The organism is Streptomyces sp. NPDC051310, assembly GCF_044455245.1.
Lineage (GTDB): Bacteria > Actinomycetota > Actinomycetes > Streptomycetales > Streptomycetaceae > Streptomyces.
The window spans coordinates 345,556-363,614 of record NZ_JBITEO010000002.1; the positions used below are offsets into that span (position 1 = coordinate 345,556).

15 protein-coding genes are annotated in these 18,059 nt (G+C 75.9%); 7 read left to right on the top strand and 8 right to left on the bottom strand.

Annotated elements, in window-relative coordinates:
• Positions 1-76: 76 nt before the first annotated feature.
• The 3 genes from ACIA79_RS04385 to ACIA79_RS04395 all read right to left on the bottom strand — a co-directional run bounded on the left by ACIA79_RS04385 (position 77) and on the right by ACIA79_RS04395 (position 3,246).
• Positions 77-1,291, bottom strand: coding sequence for a hypothetical protein (locus tag ACIA79_RS04385; RefSeq protein WP_399426629.1), 1,215 nt, complete (start codon positions 1,289-1,291; stop codon positions 77-79).
• 84 nt (positions 1,292-1,375) lie between these two features.
• Complete coding sequence (locus ACIA79_RS04390) at positions 1,376-2,506, bottom strand: WD40 repeat domain-containing protein (RefSeq protein ID WP_399426630.1); 1,131 nt, start codon at positions 2,504-2,506, stop codon at positions 1,376-1,378.
• On the bottom strand, positions 2,503-3,246 hold the full coding sequence (locus ACIA79_RS04395; protein WP_399426631.1) for a GntR family transcriptional regulator: 744 nt from the start codon (positions 3,244-3,246) through the stop codon (positions 2,503-2,505). Before ACIA79_RS04395 ends, ACIA79_RS04390 begins: the two co-directional genes overlap by 4 nt.
• A gap of 150 nt (positions 3,247-3,396) precedes the next feature.
• Here ACIA79_RS04395 and ACIA79_RS04400 point away from each other — a divergent pair, with 150 nt between their 5' ends.
• Together ACIA79_RS04400 and ACIA79_RS04405 are read left to right on the top strand one after the other, a co-directional pair.
• Positions 3,397-4,248, top strand: coding sequence for a (2Fe-2S)-binding protein (locus ACIA79_RS04400; RefSeq protein WP_399426632.1), 852 nt, complete (start codon positions 3,397-3,399; stop codon positions 4,246-4,248).
• A 202-nt stretch (positions 4,249-4,450) separates the two neighbouring features.
• Positions 4,451-5,560, top strand: coding sequence for a DUF2637 domain-containing protein (locus ACIA79_RS04405; protein WP_399426633.1), 1,110 nt, complete (start codon positions 4,451-4,453; stop codon positions 5,558-5,560).
• Between the two features lie 135 nt (positions 5,561-5,695).
• Here ACIA79_RS04405 and ACIA79_RS04410 read toward each other — a convergent pair whose 3' ends face one another.
• The 3 genes from ACIA79_RS04410 to ACIA79_RS04420 form a co-directional block, all read right to left on the bottom strand.
• The gene (locus ACIA79_RS04410; RefSeq protein ID WP_399426634.1) at positions 5,696-6,103 is read right to left on the bottom strand and encodes an ATP-binding protein; all 408 of its coding nucleotides are present in this window, start codon (positions 6,101-6,103) and stop codon (positions 5,696-5,698) included.
• A 332-nt stretch (positions 6,104-6,435) separates the two neighbouring features.
• Positions 6,436-8,184, bottom strand: a complete 1,749-nt coding sequence (locus tag ACIA79_RS04415) for a pyruvate dehydrogenase (protein WP_399426635.1) — start codon at positions 8,182-8,184, stop codon at positions 6,436-6,438.
• Positions 8,185-8,221: 37 nt separating this feature from the next.
• On the bottom strand, positions 8,222-9,637 hold the full coding sequence (locus ACIA79_RS04420) for a protein phosphatase 2C domain-containing protein (protein WP_399426636.1): 1,416 nt from the start codon (positions 9,635-9,637) through the stop codon (positions 8,222-8,224).
• A gap of 397 nt (positions 9,638-10,034) precedes the next feature.
• Here ACIA79_RS04420 and ACIA79_RS04425 point away from each other — a divergent pair, with 397 nt between their 5' ends.
• Both ACIA79_RS04425 and ACIA79_RS04430 read left to right on the top strand, forming a co-directional pair.
• Positions 10,035-11,021, top strand: a complete 987-nt coding sequence (locus ACIA79_RS04425; RefSeq protein ID WP_399426747.1) for a helix-turn-helix domain-containing protein — start codon at positions 10,035-10,037, stop codon at positions 11,019-11,021.
• Between the two features lie 65 nt (positions 11,022-11,086).
• Positions 11,087-11,569, top strand: a complete 483-nt coding sequence (locus tag ACIA79_RS04430; RefSeq protein ID WP_399426637.1) for a DUF456 domain-containing protein — start codon at positions 11,087-11,089, stop codon at positions 11,567-11,569.
• Between the two features lie 135 nt (positions 11,570-11,704).
• Here ACIA79_RS04430 and ACIA79_RS04435 read toward each other — a convergent pair whose 3' ends face one another.
• Entirely contained in the window at positions 11,705-13,036 is a 1,332-nt protein-coding gene (locus ACIA79_RS04435) for a DNA-3-methyladenine glycosylase 2 family protein (RefSeq protein WP_399426638.1), read from the bottom strand.
• Positions 13,037-13,122: 86 nt separating this feature from the next.
• Positions 13,123-14,253: a ribosome small subunit-dependent GTPase A gene (rsgA, locus tag ACIA79_RS04440; protein WP_399426639.1), complete on the bottom strand. Its 1,131-nt coding sequence runs from the start codon at positions 14,251-14,253 to the stop codon at positions 13,123-13,125.
• Between the two features lie 326 nt (positions 14,254-14,579).
• Here rsgA and ACIA79_RS04445 point away from each other — a divergent pair, with 326 nt between their 5' ends.
• From ACIA79_RS04445 to ACIA79_RS04455, 3 genes are read left to right on the top strand one after another with little or no spacing between them, the layout of a single operon-like run.
• Positions 14,580-14,987: a CU044_2847 family protein gene (locus ACIA79_RS04445; RefSeq protein ID WP_399426640.1), complete on the top strand. Its 408-nt coding sequence runs from the start codon at positions 14,580-14,582 to the stop codon at positions 14,985-14,987.
• A gap of 25 nt (positions 14,988-15,012) precedes the next feature.
• Positions 15,013-17,025 carry a trypsin-like peptidase domain-containing protein gene (locus tag ACIA79_RS04450; RefSeq protein ID WP_399426641.1) on the top strand — a complete coding sequence of 671 codons (2,013 nt, stop codon included), beginning with the start codon at positions 15,013-15,015 and terminating at the stop codon, positions 17,023-17,025.
• The gene (locus tag ACIA79_RS04455) at positions 17,025-18,056 is read left to right on the top strand and encodes an AAA family ATPase (RefSeq protein ID WP_399426748.1); all 1,032 of its coding nucleotides are present in this window, start codon (positions 17,025-17,027) and stop codon (positions 18,054-18,056) included. The genes ACIA79_RS04450 and ACIA79_RS04455 overlap by 1 nt, the downstream gene beginning before the upstream one ends.
• Positions 18,057-18,059: the final 3 nt, after the last annotated feature.

The window sequence follows — 18,059 nt, forward strand, 5'->3', positions numbered from 1 at the left end:
CCCCGCGCGCCCGGCGTGCCCCGTACGGACGGATTCGCGGAGGGATCGCGTGCGCGCGGGCCCGGCGTGCCGGCCGTCAGCTCCCGGCCGTCGCCGTGATGTCGTCCGGGGCCCTGCCCTCGGCGCCCGTGCAGCTCAGGGCGAGGTTCCTGCCCTCCGCGGCGATCCGCTCCAGGGCGTCGGAGAGGCAGCTGCGCAGGGCCTGCTGGCCGTAGAAGTTGGGGTGCAGGGACTCGGCCTGCTCGGCGGGCGGGAGCGGGCTCCGGGAGCGTTCGAAGTAGCGGGCCCACTGGGCGTCGCGGGCGTCGGGGAGGTGGACGTGGCCGCCGGGGGTGAGTTCGGCCTGCCGGGCGCTCGTGCGGCAGACCTCGTGGCCGGTGTTGATCTGCCGTACGTCGAGGAAGGAGACCTGCTGGGCGGCGGCGGCCTTCCTCAGGGCGTCGGACAGCGCCGGGTACACCTGTGTGTCGAGCCAGGCCAGGTCGCGGTTGTAGAAGGGGCAGCCGTACGTGCCCCAGCGGGTCCAGCTGCCCTCCTCCCCGGCCGTCGTGGCCGCGTCCCCGGGCGCGAGGGCGGCGGGGTAGGACTGCAGGACGATCCGGGCGGACGAACCGGCGGCGGCCAGCGCCCTCTTGACCTCGGCGACGGTGTCGGCGGCCTCCTTCTGCGCGTTCCGGACGGCCGCGAGCGCGGGCCCGGTGATCGCCGGGTTCACGGAGCAGTACGCGTCGGACTTCCAGGACTCGGCGCACTTGCGCGCGGTCTCCGGCAGGGTGGAGCCGCCGATGGAGACGACGACGTGACCGACCTCGGTGTCCGGCAGCGCGAGGAGCGCTTCGAGCTGCTCGATCTGGGTCCGCTCGCTGCGGTACGGCTCGCTCAGCAGGTTCCGGGCCTGCGCGCCGGAGCAGGCCAGGTTGACCGGGTGGTCGATGTCGCCGTGGGGGCTGGGGGCGCCCTTCGCGCCGTGGATCTCGGCCGTGTCCGACCGGTGGCAGTCCGATGCGCTCGGGGCGTAGACGGAGTCGAGGGGGAGGTTGTCGGCCTGGGTGCGGTCGGTGGCGGCGCGCAGGGCGGCCGGGACGCCGCCCTTCGACCAGTCGCCCTCCGCGTTGCCCTTCCAGCGGGCCGCCTCCCCGGCGATGAAGCCGTCGCCGAGGGACACGGCGTACACGGCGTCGTCCGTGGCGCGCTCCGGTGCCGGGGCCAGCGCCGTGAGGGTCATGACGGACACGGGCAGCACGGCCAGGGCGCGGAGCCCGGCGGTGCGGCGGCGGAGCGGCGGAGTCATGGGGGCGGCGTCCCTTCGGCCGGGGTCGGGTCCACTGGATCCTGACCCTCACGGGTGCCCTCCGCGGGGCCCGGGGAAGCCGGGTCACCCGCACGAGCGCTCCGGCCGGGTGCGTCCGGCGTAAGCGAGGTGCAGCAGCGTCTCGTCGAGCCCGAGGACGAGCGTGCCGTCGTCGGTCACGGCGACGGCGCGGATCCGCGGCCCGGGGCGGAAGGCCGCGACCTCGCCGGTGTCGAGGCGGTGCAGTTCGGCCAGGCCGTCCGCCCAGGCGACGGCCAGGAGGCGGCCCGTCGCGTGCAGCGCGGTCACCGGGTGCGGGCGCCGCGCCACCGGTGTCCGCCCGGGGGCGCGGCCGGGCCGCCAGGCGCGTACGGTGCCGTCGGTGCCGCCGCTGTACGCGGAGCCGGGCGCGGGCGCCGTCAGGGCGGTGACCCGGCCGGAGTGCAGCGCCGCCTGGTGCACCCCGCGGAGGCTGAAGGCGTGGACGGTGCCCATGCGGTCGCCGGTCAGCACGGTGTCCCCGGCGGCCGCGAGGGCGGTGGCGGGGTGGCTGTCGAGGGTGGCCGCCACGGCGGCCGTCAGCCGGGTGCCGGGGCCGCCCCGGGGGTGCAGGCGCCCCCGTTCGTCGAGGACCAGCCGGGTGCCGTCCGGGAGGCAGGCGAGCGCCGTGATGCGCTCGGCCGGGCCGGCGGCGACCGCCCGGCGGCCGCCGGGCGTGGTGGTCAGGGCGGTGCACCGCCGGCGGGACGACCCGACGAGGTTCCAGGCCGCTGCGGCGGCCCGCTCCGCGAGCGCCGTTCGCAGCCGGGGGTCGGCGGTCCCGTCGAGTGCGGCGAGGAGGACCAGGGCGCGGTCCGCGGGGTCCTGGTCGCGCACGAGGGACTGGCCGGCGCGCAGCCAGGCGGCGCGCAGGCCGCCGCGGGGGTCGGGGTCGGACTCGTACGCCTCGGTGACGCCGAGGGGGTCGGCGGCGCAGACGGCGGCCGGGTCGCCGAGGTCGACGGGGGCCGCGGGCGGGCGGGCGGGGGGATGTTCGGTGACGACGTCGACGTGGCCGAGGGCCCGCAGGCTCCGGGCGAGGTCGTCGTCCGGGGCCAGGGGTATCCGCAGCGTGCCGGGCGGACCGGCCAGCACGGCCGACAGCAGCTCGCCGGGCGTCCCGGCGACCACGCCCAGACGGTTGGCGACCTGCCAGACGGCGGCGTACCGGCTCATCCGGCGCTGGTGAAGTGCTCGCGCACCAGCGACTGTACGACCGGCAGGTCCCGGGCGATCAGCGCGTCCAGCAGCGCGCCGTGTTCCGCCGCGTCCGCGATCAGGTCGGCGCGGCGGGTGGGGGGCCGGCCGGTGAGCGGCCACTGGGAGCGGCGGTGCAGGTCGTCGGCGAGGGCGACGAGCTGTTCGTTGCCCGCCAGCAGGAGGACCGCGCGGTGGAAGGCGCGGTCGGACTCGGCGTAGTGGGCGAGGTCCCCGCGGGCGGCGGCGGTCGCGGTGGCCTCGGCGAGCGGCCGCAGCTCGGTCCAGCGGGCGGCCGGGACGGTACGGGCCAGCCGCAGCATGACCGGCACCTCGATGAGGGCGCGGACCTCGGCGAGCTCGGCGAGCTCCCGGGGGCTGCGCGAGATGACGCGGAAGCCGCGGTTGGGCACGACCTCGACGGCGCCTTCGAGGGCGAGCTGCTGCATCGCCTCGCGCACGGGCGTGGCGGAGACCCCGAAGCGCATCCCGAGGGCGGGCGCCGAGTACACCTCGCCGGGGACGAGCTCACCGCCGACCAGGGCGGTGCGCAGGGCGTCGAGGACCTGTCCGCGCACGGAGTGCCGCTGCACGAGCCGCGGGGCGGCGGGCGCGGAGGGCTCGCTGTGGGTGTGTTCGCCCCGCGCCTGTTCGGGGACGCGGACGGCGGGATGCGGCTGTGACGGCGCGGCCGCCCCGCTCGCTCTGCCCTGCTCCACTCGGGTCCTCCTGGTGCCTGGTACCGGAGCCCCGCCCGCGGCGGCAGGGGCCCTTGTGCACCATAAACGCACGGAGACCCAGTTCCCATACGCATCAGATCGGGTAAGGTAAGGCTAACCTGCCAACGATCGTGATTCGGTGGTCCCTGCATGACCGTGCCCGCCCTGCTCCCGACGCTCGCGTCACCGGTCGCGGACGCCTATGCGCGCCTCGCCGAGGTCTTCCCCGGGCTGCGGGTGCACGAGCCGGCGGAGGGCGAGGCGGCGCCGCGCGGCGCGGGCTGGGTCGGCGCGGACGAGCTGGCGGCCGGCGGGCCGGCCCTGGACGCCTTCCTCGCCTGGGACGACGCCCAGGTGCTGCGGGACTACGGGCAGCGGGCCCGCCCCGACGTCGTGGCCAGCTTCGGTCTCCACCGGTACGCGTGGCCCGCCTGCCTGCTGTTCACGGTCCCGTGGTTCCTCCACCGGCGGGTGCCCCGGCTGCCGGTCGCCGACGTGGCCTTCCAGCGGACGCTCGGCCGCATGACGGTACGGGTGCGCGCGTTCGCGTGCCTGCCCGGCGACCCGGCCGCCGCGCTGCCCGGCGCCCGCGTCGTACCGGACGAGGAGGCGCTGCGCGCCGAGGTGCGGGCGGCCGTCGCCGAGCACCTGGAGCCGGTGCTGGACGGCTTCGGCCCGCGCATGCGGCGCGGGAAGCGCGCCCTGTGGGGCATGGCGACGGACGAGGTCGTCGAGGGCCTCTGGTACCTCGGGCACCTGCTCGGCGAGGAGCCGCGCGCGATGGCGGAGCTGGAGCGGCTGTTCCCGGGCACGACGGCGGCCAAGCCGTACGTCGGCACGGCCGGCTTCCGCGCACTGACCGGGCCGGGCGGCGAGTCGCTGGCCACCCGCGACCGGGCGAGCTGCTGCCTCTTCTACACCCTGCGTCCCGAGGACACCTGCGTCACCTGTCCGCGTACCTGCGACGCCGACCGCGTACGCAAGTTGAGCGCATCCGCGTGACGTCCACGCCACCCGCACGAGTGACCTGAATCGAACACAACTCGGCGCGTCCCCACGGCAGTTCGAGCAGATCGCACCTATTCGTATGCCCTGCGGGCCCGATGGCGGCCTCTTGCCGCGAAACCCCCGTGAGGCGCTGCGGCCTTCGGCCAATATGGGCGGCCGAACGCCCTACCGCGAGCGATGATGCAAGGGACACCGCATGAGACTGACCGACATATCGCTGGACTGGCTGCTTCCGGGTGGCGTGATGCTGGTGGGGATCGTGGCGGCGGTGGCGGTGCTCACCCGCGGCAGGCGCGCCGGCGAGAAGCCCGCGGCCGACGACTCCTGGGAGCGCAGCGAGGAGCGCCGCCGCCGCAAGGAAGCGGTCTACGGCACCGCCTCCTACCTGCTGCTCTTCTGCTGCGCGGCGGTCGCCGCCGCGCTCTCCTTCCACGGCCTGGTCGGCTTCGGCCGGCAGAACCTCAGCCTGTCCGGCGGCTGGGAGTACCTGGTGCCGTTCGGTCTCGACGGCGCCGCCATGTTCTGCTCGGTCCTCGCCGTGCGCGAAGCCAGCCACGGTGACGCGGCCCTCGGCTCACGCCTCCTGGTCTGGACGTTCGCCGGGGCGGCCGCCTGGTTCAACTGGGTGCACGCCCCCCGGGGCGCCGGGCACGCGGGCGCCCCCCACTTCTTCGCGGGCATGTCGCTGTCGGCGGCCGTGCTGTTCGACCGGGCGCTGAAGCAGACCCGCCGGGCCGCGCTGCGCGAGCAGGGCCTGGTGCCCCGGCCGCTGCCGCAGATCCGGATCGTACGGTGGCTGAGGGCGCCCCGGGAGACGTTCGGCGCCTGGTCGCTGATGCTCCTCGAAGGCGTGCGGACGCTGGACGAGGCGGTCGACGAGGTGCGGGAGGACCGGCGGCAGAAGCAGCAGCACCGGCTGCAGCGGCGCGAGCAGGCCAAGCTGGAGCGGGCCCGGCTGAAGGCGTTCAACCGGCAGCACCGGGCCTGGGGGCGCGGTGGCCGCCAGGTCGGCGTGCAGGCCATGAACCCCGCCTCCGGCATGTCCGGTTCCGTGTCGGCGCCGGTGACCGGGTCCGTCCCGGGTTCCGCGTCGGCCGCCGTCGGCTCGTCCGTCGGCGCGTCCGTCGCGGAGCCCGCCATACCGGAATCGGGACACCTGCCGTTCCGGCACCGGCCCTCCCTCCAGGCCGTGAAGGGGACTGAGTCCCGCACCGTCGACCTGACCGCGGAGGACGACACCCAGACGCTGCCCCGGCTCGACTCCCTGGAGGAGAAGCTCAAGAACCTGGAGCAGCAGTTCGGCTGACGTCCGAACCGCCGCTCGCCCCCGCTTCCCCGCTCCCCCGACCCCTCGCTCGCCCGCTCGCCCGCTCCCCCGGCGCTCCGGCGTTCCCGCGTTCCGGCCGGGGCGTGCCCGGTCGGGCCGTGCCCCGTCAGGTGGTCAGGCGGACACCTCGAACCAGACCGTCTTGCCCACCCCGTGGCCCTGCACGCCCCACGCGTCGGCGAGGGCCTGCACCAGGAACAGCCCCCTGCCGTGCGTACTGTCGTCCTGGACCGGTACGTACGGCAGGGGCGGTACTCCGTCGAAGTCCCGCACCTCCACCCGTAACCCGGTCCGCGCGGCGACCGTGGCCGTGACGACCGCGCCGTGGTCGGTGTGAATCAGCGCGTTGGTCACCAACTCGCTCGTGAGGAGCTCCGCCACGTCGGCGGAGCCCGGTCCGCAGCCCGAGTGCCGCAGCACCTCGCGCAGACCGTGCCTCACCTCCCGGACGGCCGTCAGGTCGTCACCGCGTACGTGCTTGCGCCACCGCGTCGGTCGCGCCGCTGCCTGACGCCCACTCATAGCCCCCACCCGCACGTCGCCGGCCCTTTCCCTCGAACTGGTTCACGGGATGCATGCCCCCGCCCCCCTGCGGTCACGCCTTGCACCGCCCCGTCAGGGGGGCGGTCAGGGGGGCGCACCGGAGTAGTCCCTGAGCGTGCGGGGGGGCACCGGGTGTCAGGGGGGTCGCGGCGCACGGCGGCGGCACCCGGCGGGGCAGCGCCCCGGACGGGCGCTGGTCCAGTTCATCCGCCCCGCGCGGTACGCGGAGCGCGCGCCGCTCCCGTGAGCGCCTGCCATGCGCCCGGTGGGCCGGTTCCGGTCCCCGGGTGCGCGGCGGGTCCGCCGGACGATCAGGGGCGGGGGATGTTGCGGAGGTTGGAACGGGCCATCTGGAGCATCCGTCCCACTCCCCCGTCCAGCACGATCTTGCTGGCGGAGAGCGCGAAGCCCGTCACCATCTCCGCCTTGATCTTCGGCGGGATGGACAGCGCGTTGGGGTCGGTGACCACGTCGACGAGTGCCGGCCCCTTGTGCGCGAACGCCTCCTTGAGCGCGCCCGCCAGGTGCTTGGGCTTCTCCACCCGCACGCCGTACGCGCCGGCGGCCCGGGCGACGGCCGCGAAGTCGGGGTTGTGGTTGGCGGTGCCGTAGGAGGGCAGTCCGGCGACCAGCATCTCCAGTTCGACCATGCCGAGGGAGGAGTTGTTGAAGAGCACCACCTTCACCGGCAGGTCGTGCTGGATCAGGGTGAGGAAGTCACCCATCAGCATGGTGAAGCCGCCGTCGCCCGACACGGAGACGACCTGGCGCCTGCGGTCGATGAGCTGGGCGCCGATGGCCTGGGGCAGGGCGTTGGCCATGGAGCCGTGGCTGAACGACCCGATGATGCGGCGCCGCCCGTTGGGCGTGAGGTAGCGGGCCGCCCACACGTTGCACATGCCCGTGTCGACGGTGAAGACGGCGTCGTCGGCGGCGAGCTCGTCGAGGACGGAGGCGACGTACTCCGGATGGAGGGGGGTGTGCTTCTCCACCTTCCGGGTGTACGCCTTGACGACCCCTTCCAGGGCCTCCGCGTGCTTCTTCAGCATCCTGTCGAGGAACGCCCGGCTCTTCTTGGGGCGCACGCGCGGGACGAGGCAGCGCAGTGTCTCGCGCACGTCGCCCCAGACGGCGAGGTCCAGCTGGGAGCGCCGGCCGAGGTGCTCGGGCCGGACGTCGACCTGGGCGATCCTGACCTTGCCCCCGTCCGGCAGGAAGGCGTTGTACGGGAAGTCCGTGCCGAGCAGGAGCAGCAGGTCGCACTCGTGGGTGGCCTCGTAGGCGGCGCCGTACCCCAGAAGGCCGCTCATGCCCACGTCGTAGGGGTTGTCGTACTGGATCCACTCCTTGCCGCGCAGCGCGTGCCCGATGGGTGCCTTGATCCGCTCGGCGAACTGCATGACCTCGGCGTGCGCGCCCTGGGTGCCGCTGCCGCAGAACAGGGTCACCTTCTCGGCGTCGTCGACGAGCCGTACGAGGGCGTCGATCTCGGTGTCACCGGGGCGGACGGTGGGCCGAGCGGTGACCAGCGCGTGCTCGGTCGGCTTGTCGGGGGCGGGCTGCGAGGCGATGTCGCCGGGGAGGGCGACGACGCTGACACCGCCGCGGCCGACGGCGTGCTGGACGGCCGTCTGGAGCACCCGGGGCATCTGGGCCGGGTGGGAGATCAGCTCGCAGTAGTGGCTGCACTCGCGGAACAGCCGGTCGGGGTGCGTCTCCTGGAAGTAGCTCAGTCCGATCTCGCTGGAGGGGATGTGCGAGGCGAGCGCGAGGACCGGGGCCATGGAGCGGTGAGCGTCGTACAGGCCGTTGATGAGGTGCAGGTTCCCGGGGCCGCAGGAGCCGGCGCAGGCGGCGAGCCGGCCGGTGAGCTGTGCCTCGGCGCCGGCCGCGAACGCCGCGGTCTCCTCGTGCCGCACGTGCACCCAGTCGATGCCGCGGGTGCGGCGGACGGCGTCGACGACGGGGTTCAGGCTGTCGCCGACGACGCCGTACAGACGCTGGACGCCGGCGCGGACGAGGATGTCGACGAACTGCTCCGCCACGTTCTGTTTGGCCATGCTCCATCCATCTCACGGCCGGCGGCTTCGCGCCTCCTCACGCCTCCCAGACGGCGACCGCCGTACGGTCGTCGGCGTAGCCCTTCACCCGCACCTGCGTGTCGGCGAGGAACTGCGCGAGCCCCGGCGGCTCGCCGCCCGCCCAGCGCCCGGCGAGCTCCTTCGCGAGCACGGGCTCGCCGCGCAGCGGCTCGGCGAGCCCGGGGCCGGTGAGCAGGAGCGTGTCACCGGGGCGGGCGACGGAGGCACGGAAGCGGAAGGGCTCGGCGGGCGGCGGTACGGGCGGTTCGATGTACGGTGCCGCGGGTGTGGCGACGCCCAGGTCCATGGTGAGCCGGTCGCCCTCCGCCGTCTCGGCCGGGGGCGAGCCGTATCCGACGACGGCCTCGCCGGCGACGGCGGCCGGCTCGGGCGGCGGCGGCTCGATGTCCTGCCAGACGCCGTCGCGCAGCCGGAACAGGCCGCCGGCGCCCACGCCGAAGAACACGCGGGTGCGGCAGGCCGGGTCGGCGGTCAGCAGCAGGCAGCGCAGGCCGGCGCCGTACTCCTCCGGTGCGACGCCGAGTTCGGCGGCGCGGGCGCGCAGTTTGCCGTAGGCCCGGTCGGTGAGACGGTGCAGCCCGGATTTGAGGTGCCCGCGGCGGCCGGCCCGGATGTCCTCCGCGAGGCGGGCGTGGCTGCGGCCGACGGCGTCGCCGATCCAGCGGCAGGCGTCGGCGGCGGCGAGGTGCGCGCCCTCGGCCGTGCGGGCGCCGGTCGCGACTGCGACGAGCACGAGCGCGGTGTCACCGCCGCCGAACCGCGCGGTGAGCAGCGCGTCCCGGCGCGGCTCGCCCCGGTAGCGGGCGGAGTCGCCCCGGACCGACGCGGCGCGCAGGGTGTACGTCCCGTACCGGGCGCCGTCGAGGACGGTGTCGGCGACGAGTTCGCTTAGCTTCCCGGCGCGGGCGGGCGGCAGGGCGGTGGGCTCGGGGTCGTAGGTGGGCGGTCCGTCCCCGACGTAGGCGGAGCGGGGGCGGGGAAGGCCGGATGACGCTGTGTCAGGGAACGCGGGCGTACCGGGCGGTGTCGTGGGCGGGGGCGGCACGGCCGGGCGCGGCGGCGCGGGGCGGGCGGCCGGGGCGCGGGACGGCGGCGGCCCCGCGGGGAAGGTCCGGGGGCCCGGGGGGCCGGCCGGGGGCTGCCAAGGCGCGCGGTCCTGGTGGGCGCGGTCCTGGTGGGCGCGGTCCCGCGCCGCGTCCCACGCGCCGGGCGCCGCTTGCGGTGTCGTAACGGTCCCCGCGCCGGCCGCTCCCCCGTCCGCCGGGGCGGACACCGTGCCGGACGCCGAGTCGAAGCGGTCGTCCAGGGTGTCGCCGCTCGCGGTCGGGGCCGTGTCCGGTGCCCGGTCGTCGTACAGCTTGTCCCACCAGTCGTCCTCGCCGGTGGTGGGCCTCTCCCCCTGTGGGCTCATGCCCTTCATTGTCCACCGCGGGAGGTGCGCGAAAACGGGCATCCGCAAAAAGGGGTCCGCCGGGCGGCCCCACCCCCCACGGGAAGGCCGCCCGGCGGACCGGCGTGATCGACGCACGTCGTACGCGCGGATCACGGTCCGGGAAAGGAGAGTTGCCGAGGTGAGGGTGGCGGGCGGGTGACGCGCGCGGCTGCCGGCGCCGGGCCGGCCGCCGGCCCGCCGGTGGGCGGGCAGGCCTCGGGGCGGACGGTGCCGCCACGGCGTGGGCTGGGCGCCGCTGTGGGCTTGCGGTGGCGACACCTTGGCAGAGTGACGGGCGGTACGGGGATGATGAGCGCGGCGGATGTACGCCGTGGCCGGTTCCCGCCACGGCTGCGGCGACGAGGGGGCTTCAGGGGTGTTGGCGGCAATAGGGCTGGACGAACGGCAGGAGGCGGCCTACCGGGCGCTGGTCGCGCTCGGCGCGGCCGACGTGGCGGACCTCGCGCACCGGCTCCAGGCGCCGGAGGCGGACACCGAACGGGCGCTGCGGCGGCTGGAGTCGCAGGGGCTGGCCGCCCGGTCGTCCTCCCGCGCGGGGCGGTGGGTGGCGGCGCCGCCCGCGGTGGCGCTGGGTGCGCTGCTGACGCAGCAGCGGCACGAGCTGGAGCAGGCGGAGCTGGCGGCGGCGGCGCTGGCGCAGCAGTACCGGGCGGAGGCGGCCGAGCCGGCGGTCCACGACCTGGTCGAGGCGGTGACGGGCGCGAGCGCGGTGGCGCACCGGTTCCGCCAGCTCCAGCTGGGCGCGGCGCGGGAGGTGTGCGCGCTCGTGACGGGGCGGCCGGTGGCGGTGACCGGCCCGGAGAACGACGCGGAGGAGCGCGCCGCCGGCCGGGGGGTGGCCTACCGCGTGGTCGTGGAGCGGGAGGTGCTGGAGCAGCCGGACGGGATCAGTGAGCTGACGGCGGCGCTCGGCCGGGGTGAACAGGTCCGGGTGGTGGACCGGGTCCCGACGAAGCTCCTGGTCGCGGACGGGACGCTGGCGATGGTGGCGCTGGTGGGCGGCCGGGGTGCGGAACCCGCCGCGCTGGTGGCGCACGCGAGCGGGCTGCTGGAGGCGCTGACGGGGCTCTTCGACGCGGTGTGGCGCGAGGCGGTGCCGCTGCGGCTGGGAACGGGCGGCCGGGTGGCGCAGGGGCCGGCGGCCGGCCCGGACGCCACGGACCTGGAGATCCTCTCGCTGCTCCTGGCGGGGCTGACGGACGCGAGCGTCGCCAAGCAGCTCGACCTGGGACTGCGGACGGTCCAGCGCCGGGTGAAGGGCCTGATGGAGACGGCGGGCGTGACCACCCGGCTGCAACTGGGCTGGCACGCCTACGAACGCGGCTGGGTGTCCCGCACGTAGCCGCCGCCCCTCGTGGGCGGGGGGCCCGACCTGCGGGGAGGGGGCCGGTCCGGCACGCTGGACGCGTGGGTGTGTGGCAGCTGCTGATGGTCGGGCTGGTGATGCTGCTCGGCCTGCTCGGCGTGCTGATCCCCGGGGTGCCCGGGTCATGGCTGATGTGGGCCGCGGTGGCCTGGTGGGCGCTGCAGGACACCTCCGCCCTCGCGTGGTGGCTGCTCGTCGGTTCGACGTTGCTGCTCCTGCTGACCCAGGGTGTCGTCTGGCACCTGCCCCCGCGCCGGCTGCGCGGGGTGGGCGTCACCCGGCGCATGGTGGCGTACGCGGGGGTGGGCGCGCTGCTCGGGTTCGTCCTGGTGCCGGTGGCCGGCGCGGTGCCGGGGTACGTCGGGGGGATCTACCTCGCGGAGCGTTTCCGGCTCGGGGGGCACGGGCCGGCCATGACGTCGACCAGGACGGTCATGCGCGAGATCGGCACGAGCGTGCTCGTGGAGCTGTTCTCCTGCCTGGTGATCGTGGCGGCGTGGCTGGGCGCCGTCCTCGGCGCCTGAGGAGCCGGCGTGGCTGGGCGCCGTCTCCCGAGCATGACGGGCCGGAGCGGCCGGGCGCCGTCCTCCGCGCCCGAGGGGCGGCCTGCGGACCGGGAGGGGCGGGGCAGCGGCGGGAGCCGCGAGCTCCGGGGCGGCTCAGACCATGCCCAGGTAGCGGCCCGCGTACGAGCGCCAGGGGCGCCACGCGGGGCGGTCGGCGCGCTCGTCGGGTGCCACGTCCGGGTCCCCGAGGGCCCGCATCCGGATCAGTGCGGCGTCCCGGGCGGTGACCCCGGGCAGGGCGCGCAGCGCCCGCTCGGTCTCGTCGCGGTCGGCGCCCGGGTCGAGGCGCACCCGCCCGTCGGCCAGGGCGGCGGCGAGCGGCCCCGCCACGGGGTGGCCCAGCAGGTCCCGCGGCTCGGGGAACAGGTGGGTGAGGCTGCCGCAGGGTACCGGCAGCGCCGTGCCGTACGCGGCGGTCAGCCGCCGCGCCTCCGCCCGGCCGACGAGCGTCCGTACCGCGTACTCCTCCGGTGCGGCGGCGCCCGGCGACCGCAGACCGGGGCGGGCGGCCACGAGCGGTGCGAGACCGGGGTCGGCGCCGAGGCGCTCGGCGACCGCGTACGGGTCGGCGTCCAGATCGAACAGCCGGCGCAGCCGCTGTACGGCGGTAGTGAGGTCGCGCAGGTCGGTGAGGTGGATCCGGGCCTCCAGCCACGGGCCGGACGACCGCTCGTCGACGGCGGCGATCGCGGAGCCGTGGGGCAGCCGCAGCGTCCGCCGGTAGGTGCGCGCGCCGGGGGCGCCGACGACCTCCTCGACCCGGTCGACCGCTTCGGCGGCGAGCAGGTCGAACACCTCGCGCGCGGCGTACGGCCCCCGGTGGGCGAGCCGCAGCGGGATCCCGCCGGTTCCGCGCGCCGCACGGCCGCGCGACTCGGCACGCAGCCCGCTCGGCGTACGGGCGTAGATCTGCCGGATGGTGTCGTTGAACTGCCGCACGCTGGCGAAACCCGACGCGAACGCGATCTCGGTGACGGGCAGCGCGGTGGTCTGGAGCAGGACGCGGGCGGTGTGGGCCCGCTGCGCGCGGGCGAGCGCTACGGGCCCGGCGCCCAGCTCGGCGTTGAGCTGGCGCTGCACCTGCCGGGCGCTGTAGCCGAGCCGCCCCGCGAGCCCGGGCACGCCCTCGCGGTCCACCACCCCGTCGCCGATCATGCGCATGGCGCGGCCGACGACATCGGCGCGGACGTTCCAGGCGGCGGACCCGGGCACGGCGTCGGGCCGGCACCGCCGGCAGGCCCGGTAGCCGTGGCGCTGGGCGGCGGCCGCGGTGGGGAAGAAGGTGACGTTCTCCCGCTTGGGCGTGACGGCCGGGCAGCTGGGCCGGCAGTAGATGCCGGTGGTGGCCACGGCGAAGAAGAACGCGCCGTCGAAGCGCGCGTCGCGGCTGGCCACCGCCTCGTACCTGCTGTCCTCGTCCGTCACGCCCCCAGTTTCACCGGCCCGCCCGGACCCGCGCTGGCGGTTTTCGGACACCGTACTGCCGGCGGGTCCGGGGCGGGCGGGCCGGGTCAGCGCCGGTGGCCCCGCTTGGCCTCCAGGGCCGCACGGCCCGCGGCGTTGATGCGCTTCCAGTCCTTGAGCATCTCGGCGCGCAGCCGGGCGTCCGTCTTGGCGACGATCCGCCGGTTCTCGCGGAGCAGCTTGCGGTAGCTGTCCAGCCGGCGCTCGGGCAGCGAGCCGTCCTCGATGGCGGCGAGGACGGCGCAGCCGGGCTCCGACTCGTGGGCGCAGTCATGGAAGCGGCAGCCCTCGGCCAGGTCCTCGATCTCCGAGAAGACCTGCCCGACGCCGGTGCCGGCGTCCCACAGGCCGACGCCCCGCAGCCCGGGGGTGTCGATGAGCACGCCGCCGCCCGGCAGGGCCAGCAGGTTACGGGTCGTGGTGGTGTGCCGTCCCTTGCCGTCCACGTCCCGCGTGGCCTGGACCGCCATCACGTCCTCGCCGAGCAGGGCGTTGGCGAGGGTGGACTTGCCCGCGCCGGAGACGCCGAGCAGCACGCTGGTGCCGCCCGCCACGACGGCGGCGAGCACGTCGACGCCCTCTCCGGTGGCGGAGCTGACGGGCAGGACCTGCACGCCCGGTGCCGTGGTCTCGACGTCCCGCACGAGGTACGACAGGCCGTCCGGGTCGGGCACCAGGTCGGCCTTGGTGAGCACCACGAGGGGCTGGGCGCCGGACTCCCAGGCGAGGGCGAGGAACCGTTCGATCCGCCCGAGGTCCAGCTCGACGGCGAGCGAGACCGCGATGACGGCGTGATCGACGTTGGCCGCGAGGATCTGGCCCTCGGACCGGCTGGAGGAGGTGGAGCGGACGAACGCGGTGCGGCGCGGCAGGCAGGCGCGGACGTACCGGGGGTTGCCGTTGGTCTCGACGGCGGCCCAGTCGCCGGTGCAGATGACCCGCAGGGGGTCGTGCGGCGTCACGAACGCGGTGTCCGCGCGGACGAGGCCGTCCGCGGTGATCACGTCGCACTGGCCGCGGTCGACCCGTACCACGCGCCCGGGGACGAGGCCCTCGGCGGCGTACGGGGCGAACTCCGCTTCCCACGCCGTGTCCCAGCCGTAGGGGGCGAGCGGGTGCGGTGCGGAGAGACCGGTGGAGAGGTGAGCGGAGAACGAGAAGGAGTACGAGGAGGACAAGGGGGGACCCTTCGAAGGCAAGGGTGGCCCCGGCGCCACGCGCCCCGGTCACGGGTGCGCGCGTCGGTGATGAGGTGTCAGCCGGTGGCCACGGGAGTGGGAGTGAAGTGCTTCCGGATCAGGGCAGCGCCCAGCGCAGTGACAGCCATCGGTCACACCTCCCGCAGTGGTCCTCCGTGCGCCTGCCGCACGAACGCCCCCACCGTAGGGGACCACCTCCCGGGCACGCCAATGTTTTTTCTCAGGTACCCGCGATCACTCCACGGCGGCCGTGACCGGCTCCTAGCATGGGACGCGGAGCGTGCGGGGAGAGCTGAGGGGGACTCATGTCGCAGCCGGTGCAACTGGAGATGCCGGACGGGCAGGTCGTCTGGGCGACGGTCGCCGAGGAGGGCGGGCCGAGCGACTCGGGCATCGGCGAGCGGCTGGTGGAGCGGCTGGAGGGGTTCCACCAGTCGCTGCGGGCGGTGGCGGACAACGCGCGCGCCGCCCTGGCGTCGGCCCGGCCGGACGAGGTGAGCATCGAGTTCGGGCTGGAGCTGGCGGCGGGCAAGGACGGCGTCGTGGCGGCGGTGGCCGGCGGCAGCGGGAAGGCGGCGTTCAAGGTGACGCTGAAGTGGAACGGTCCGGCCGCGGTGTCCGCGCCGCCCGCCCCGCAGGGGCCGCCCGCCGTCCCGCCCCAGCCGTCCGCGCCGGCGTCGCCCTCGGCCCCGTCCCCCGCGCCCCAGGACTGAGGAGCAGGACCGCATCACGACCCGCATGCACCGGCCCGCCCCGATGTCGCTGCTCCAGGAGCTCCTGGAGAGCTGCCGCGTCCGTGTCGAAGGCGTCACGAGAGGCGCGGGCTTCTTCGTCGCGCCCGGTCACGTGGTGTCCTGCGCGCATGTCGCGGGGGCGCAGCCCGGTACGCGCGTGCCCGTCGAGTGGCGGGGCGTCCGGTACGAGGGGGTCGTGCGCGCGGCATCCGCGCCGCCGGCCCGGCCCGGGCGGGGCCTGTGGCCGTATCCGGACCTGGCGGTGGTGGAGGTGCCCGATGCGCCGGCGGGCCATCCGTGCGCCTGGCTGCAAGGGCTGCTGCCCCCGGCGGGCACGCCGCTGACCGCGGCGGGCTTCTCGGACACGTACGAACCGGGCGTGCCCGCCGCGCGCACGGCCGAACTGCGCCGGGGCGGGAGCACGTTCCTGCACGGCGGCCGGATGATGGAGCTGGCCGGTGCGGAGGTGAACGAGGGCCTGTCCGGCGGGCCGGTGCTCAGCCACGCGTCGGGCGGCGTGTGCGGGGTCGTCAAGGCCACCCGCCTCAAGGGCACCGACATGGGCGGGCTCGCCACTCCGGTGAGCGCGCTGCGGCTGCTGGACCCGGAGGTGTACCGGGCCGTGGTGCGGGGGCACGACCGGTTCCACGGCGAGGACGGCCGCTGGCCGGTGGCGGCCGACCTCGTCCGCGCGTACGACCCGTACACCCCCTACGGCCCTGCGCACGGCCGCCCCTGCGGCTCTGTGCACGGCCCGGTCCCGGACGGCGGCGCGGCGCTCAGCGGCGACGAGCACCGCCAGCTGCTCGCGCTGCTGTCCTCCTTGCCGGTCCTCCCGGCGGGCGAGCACCGTGCCGCGTTCCTCGCGGCGGCGGCCACCGGGGCGGCACCGCAGGAGGACTACCCGCTGCTGGACCACCGGGACGTGTTCACGGACCTGGCCGCCCAGATGCCGCCGGAGGACGGCCGGCTGCCCTACGAGCTGGCCTACGCCGCCGATCTCGCGGCACGGGGCCACGGCGGTCGCGACGCCGTGCAGCGGCTGCGGGACCGGGTGCTGATCGTCGGCGGGCGGCTCGGCCTCGGTGACCAGGCGCAGCGGCGGCTGACCGGCGGGCCCGCCGGGACGGAGCGGCCGTCGATCATCGGGCGGGTGCGGCACTCCCTGCGGGACCGGCGGCGGTACCACGTGGCGGTGTGGCGCTACCGGTCCCCCGAGGACATCGTGCCGGGGGCGGCGGAGTCGGAGGCGCTGCCCCTTCAGGCGGCCCTGGAGCTCCTGGCGGAGCTGCTGCCGGAGCAGATCGAGATCATGGGCGGGGTGACCCGCCCGGGCCTGGTCGAGCTGATCCTGCCGGAGGAGGCGCTGGACGAGGGCTTCCCGGACTGGCTGCTGTGGCCGGAGTACCCGTGGTTCGCGCTGGGGCGCAAGCAGCACGTGGTGGTGCGTCCGCTGGAACGGCACGAGGCGCCGGCGCTGCACGCCGCGTGGGAGAGCCGGTGGGAGCACCTGGCGGGCAGGAGCATCGGCGAGGCGCTGGTGTGCGTGTGCGGCCGTGACGGGCAGAACCAGGCGGCGCTGGGCGCGTCGTTCGACGGGGATCCCGCGCTGGCCGCCGTGGCGCTGGCCGGGTCTCCGCGGTCGGGGCCGGTCGCGGACGCCTACCGGGTCGCCGTCGCCTCCGGTGTGCCGATGATGGCCTGGCAGCGGGGTGCGGCGGCCTGCGCGCGCGGGCAGGACGGCCCGGGCGGCGGCACGTGCGGGGTGCCGGGGCGGCACGCCTGCCCCGGTGAGCGGTTCCTCGCGCAGGCGCGGGCGGCGCTGGCCGGGACGGCACGGGACGAGCTGCCGGAGAAAGTGTGCTCGCTGCGCAACGAGGCGGTTGCGGCGGCGGGCGCAGAGGAGGACCACATCGGCGGGCGGATCGTGCTGCTCTGGGACGACCCGCGGCGACAGATCCCCCGACTGCCCTTGGCCCCGGCCGAGGCCGGGGAAGGACCGACAGGACGTACATGATGAGCGAGTGGCGGATCTACCAAGGCGTGAGCGAGCCGCACGACGGCATCGGCCGGCTGCCCGCTCCGCCTCCGTGGCGGGACTTCGGCCGGGACGCCGAACCGACGCCGTTCGACCGCGACGCGGAGGCCGGCGCCGGACGCCGGCTGCCGCACGCCGCCGCGTACCGGGCGGACGAGCGGACGGTCGACGCGGTCAACACCGCCCTGTACCTGCGGCGTCCGCTGCTGGTCACGGGCGACCCCGGCACCGGCAAGTCGACGCTCGCCCACGCGGTGGCGCGCGAACTGCGGCTGGGCCCGGTGCTGCGCTGGCCCGTCAACAGCAAGACGGGGCTGCGCGACGGGCTGTACCGGTACGACTCGCTCGGCCGGCTGGAGGAGGCGGGGGTGGCCCGCGAGACGGGCGAGCCGGCGCCCCTCGCCGACCTCGGCCGGTTCGTCCGGCTGGGACCGCTGGGCACGGCACTGGCGCCGTACGCGCTGCCGCGGGTGCTGCTGATCGACGAGATCGACAAGAGCGACATCGACCTGCCGAACGACCTCCTGGACGTGTTCGAGGAGGGCATGTTCGAGATCCCCGAGCTGTCGCGGGTGGCCGACGCGCAACCGGTGGTACGGGTGCGGCCGGCCGACGACGGCCAGCCGGTGACGGTGCACGGCGGCACGGTCCGCTGCCGGACCTTCCCGTTCGTCATCCTGACCAGCAACGGGGAGCGCGAGTTCCCGCCCGCGTTCCTGCGCCGCTGCGTGCGGCTGCACCTGCCGGCCGTCGGCGACGAACAGCGGCTGCGCGCCATCGTGCGCGCCCATCTGGCGTCGGCGGCGGACGACGCGGACGAGGTCATCGGGCGGTTCCTGGCGCACGCGGCGGCCGGTGAACTGGCCACCGACCAGCTCCTCAACGCCGTGTACCTGGTGAGCCGCACGAGCGGGGAGGGCGCCCCGGACCTCGACCGGCTGGCCAAGCTGGTGTTCCAGCACCTCGATGTGACGGTGCCGGCCCCGCCCGTGCCGCCGGCCGGGGCGTGACCG

What these genes read in the sequence shown, in the direction of transcription:
- ACIA79_RS04385 (WP_399426629.1), bottom strand. Translation starts at nt 1,291, where the DNA reads ATGACTCCGCCGCTCCGCCGCCGCACCGCCGGGCTCCGCGCCCTGGCC.
- ACIA79_RS04390 (WP_399426630.1), bottom strand. Translation starts at nt 2,506, where the DNA reads ATGAGCCGGTACGCCGCCGTCTGGCAGGTCGCCAACCGTCTGGGCGTG.
- ACIA79_RS04400 (WP_399426632.1), top strand. Translation starts at nt 3,397, where the DNA reads ATGACCGTGCCCGCCCTGCTCCCGACGCTCGCGTCACCGGTCGCGGAC.
- ACIA79_RS04405 (WP_399426633.1), top strand. Translation starts at nt 4,451, where the DNA reads ATGAGACTGACCGACATATCGCTGGACTGGCTGCTTCCGGGTGGCGTG.
- ACIA79_RS04410 (WP_399426634.1), bottom strand. Translation starts at nt 6,103, where the DNA reads ATGAGTGGGCGTCAGGCAGCGGCGCGACCGACGCGGTGGCGCAAGCAC.
- ACIA79_RS04415 (WP_399426635.1), bottom strand. Translation starts at nt 8,184, where the DNA reads ATGGCCAAACAGAACGTGGCGGAGCAGTTCGTCGACATCCTCGTCCGC.
- ACIA79_RS04420 (WP_399426636.1), bottom strand. Translation starts at nt 9,637, where the DNA reads ATGAGCCCACAGGGGGAGAGGCCCACCACCGGCGAGGACGACTGGTGG.
- ACIA79_RS04445 (WP_399426640.1), top strand. Translation starts at nt 14,580, where the DNA reads ATGTCGCAGCCGGTGCAACTGGAGATGCCGGACGGGCAGGTCGTCTGG.
- ACIA79_RS04450 (WP_399426641.1), top strand. Translation starts at nt 15,013, where the DNA reads ATGCACCGGCCCGCCCCGATGTCGCTGCTCCAGGAGCTCCTGGAGAGC.
- ACIA79_RS04455 (WP_399426748.1), top strand. Translation starts at nt 17,025, where the DNA reads ATGAGCGAGTGGCGGATCTACCAAGGCGTGAGCGAGCCGCACGACGGC.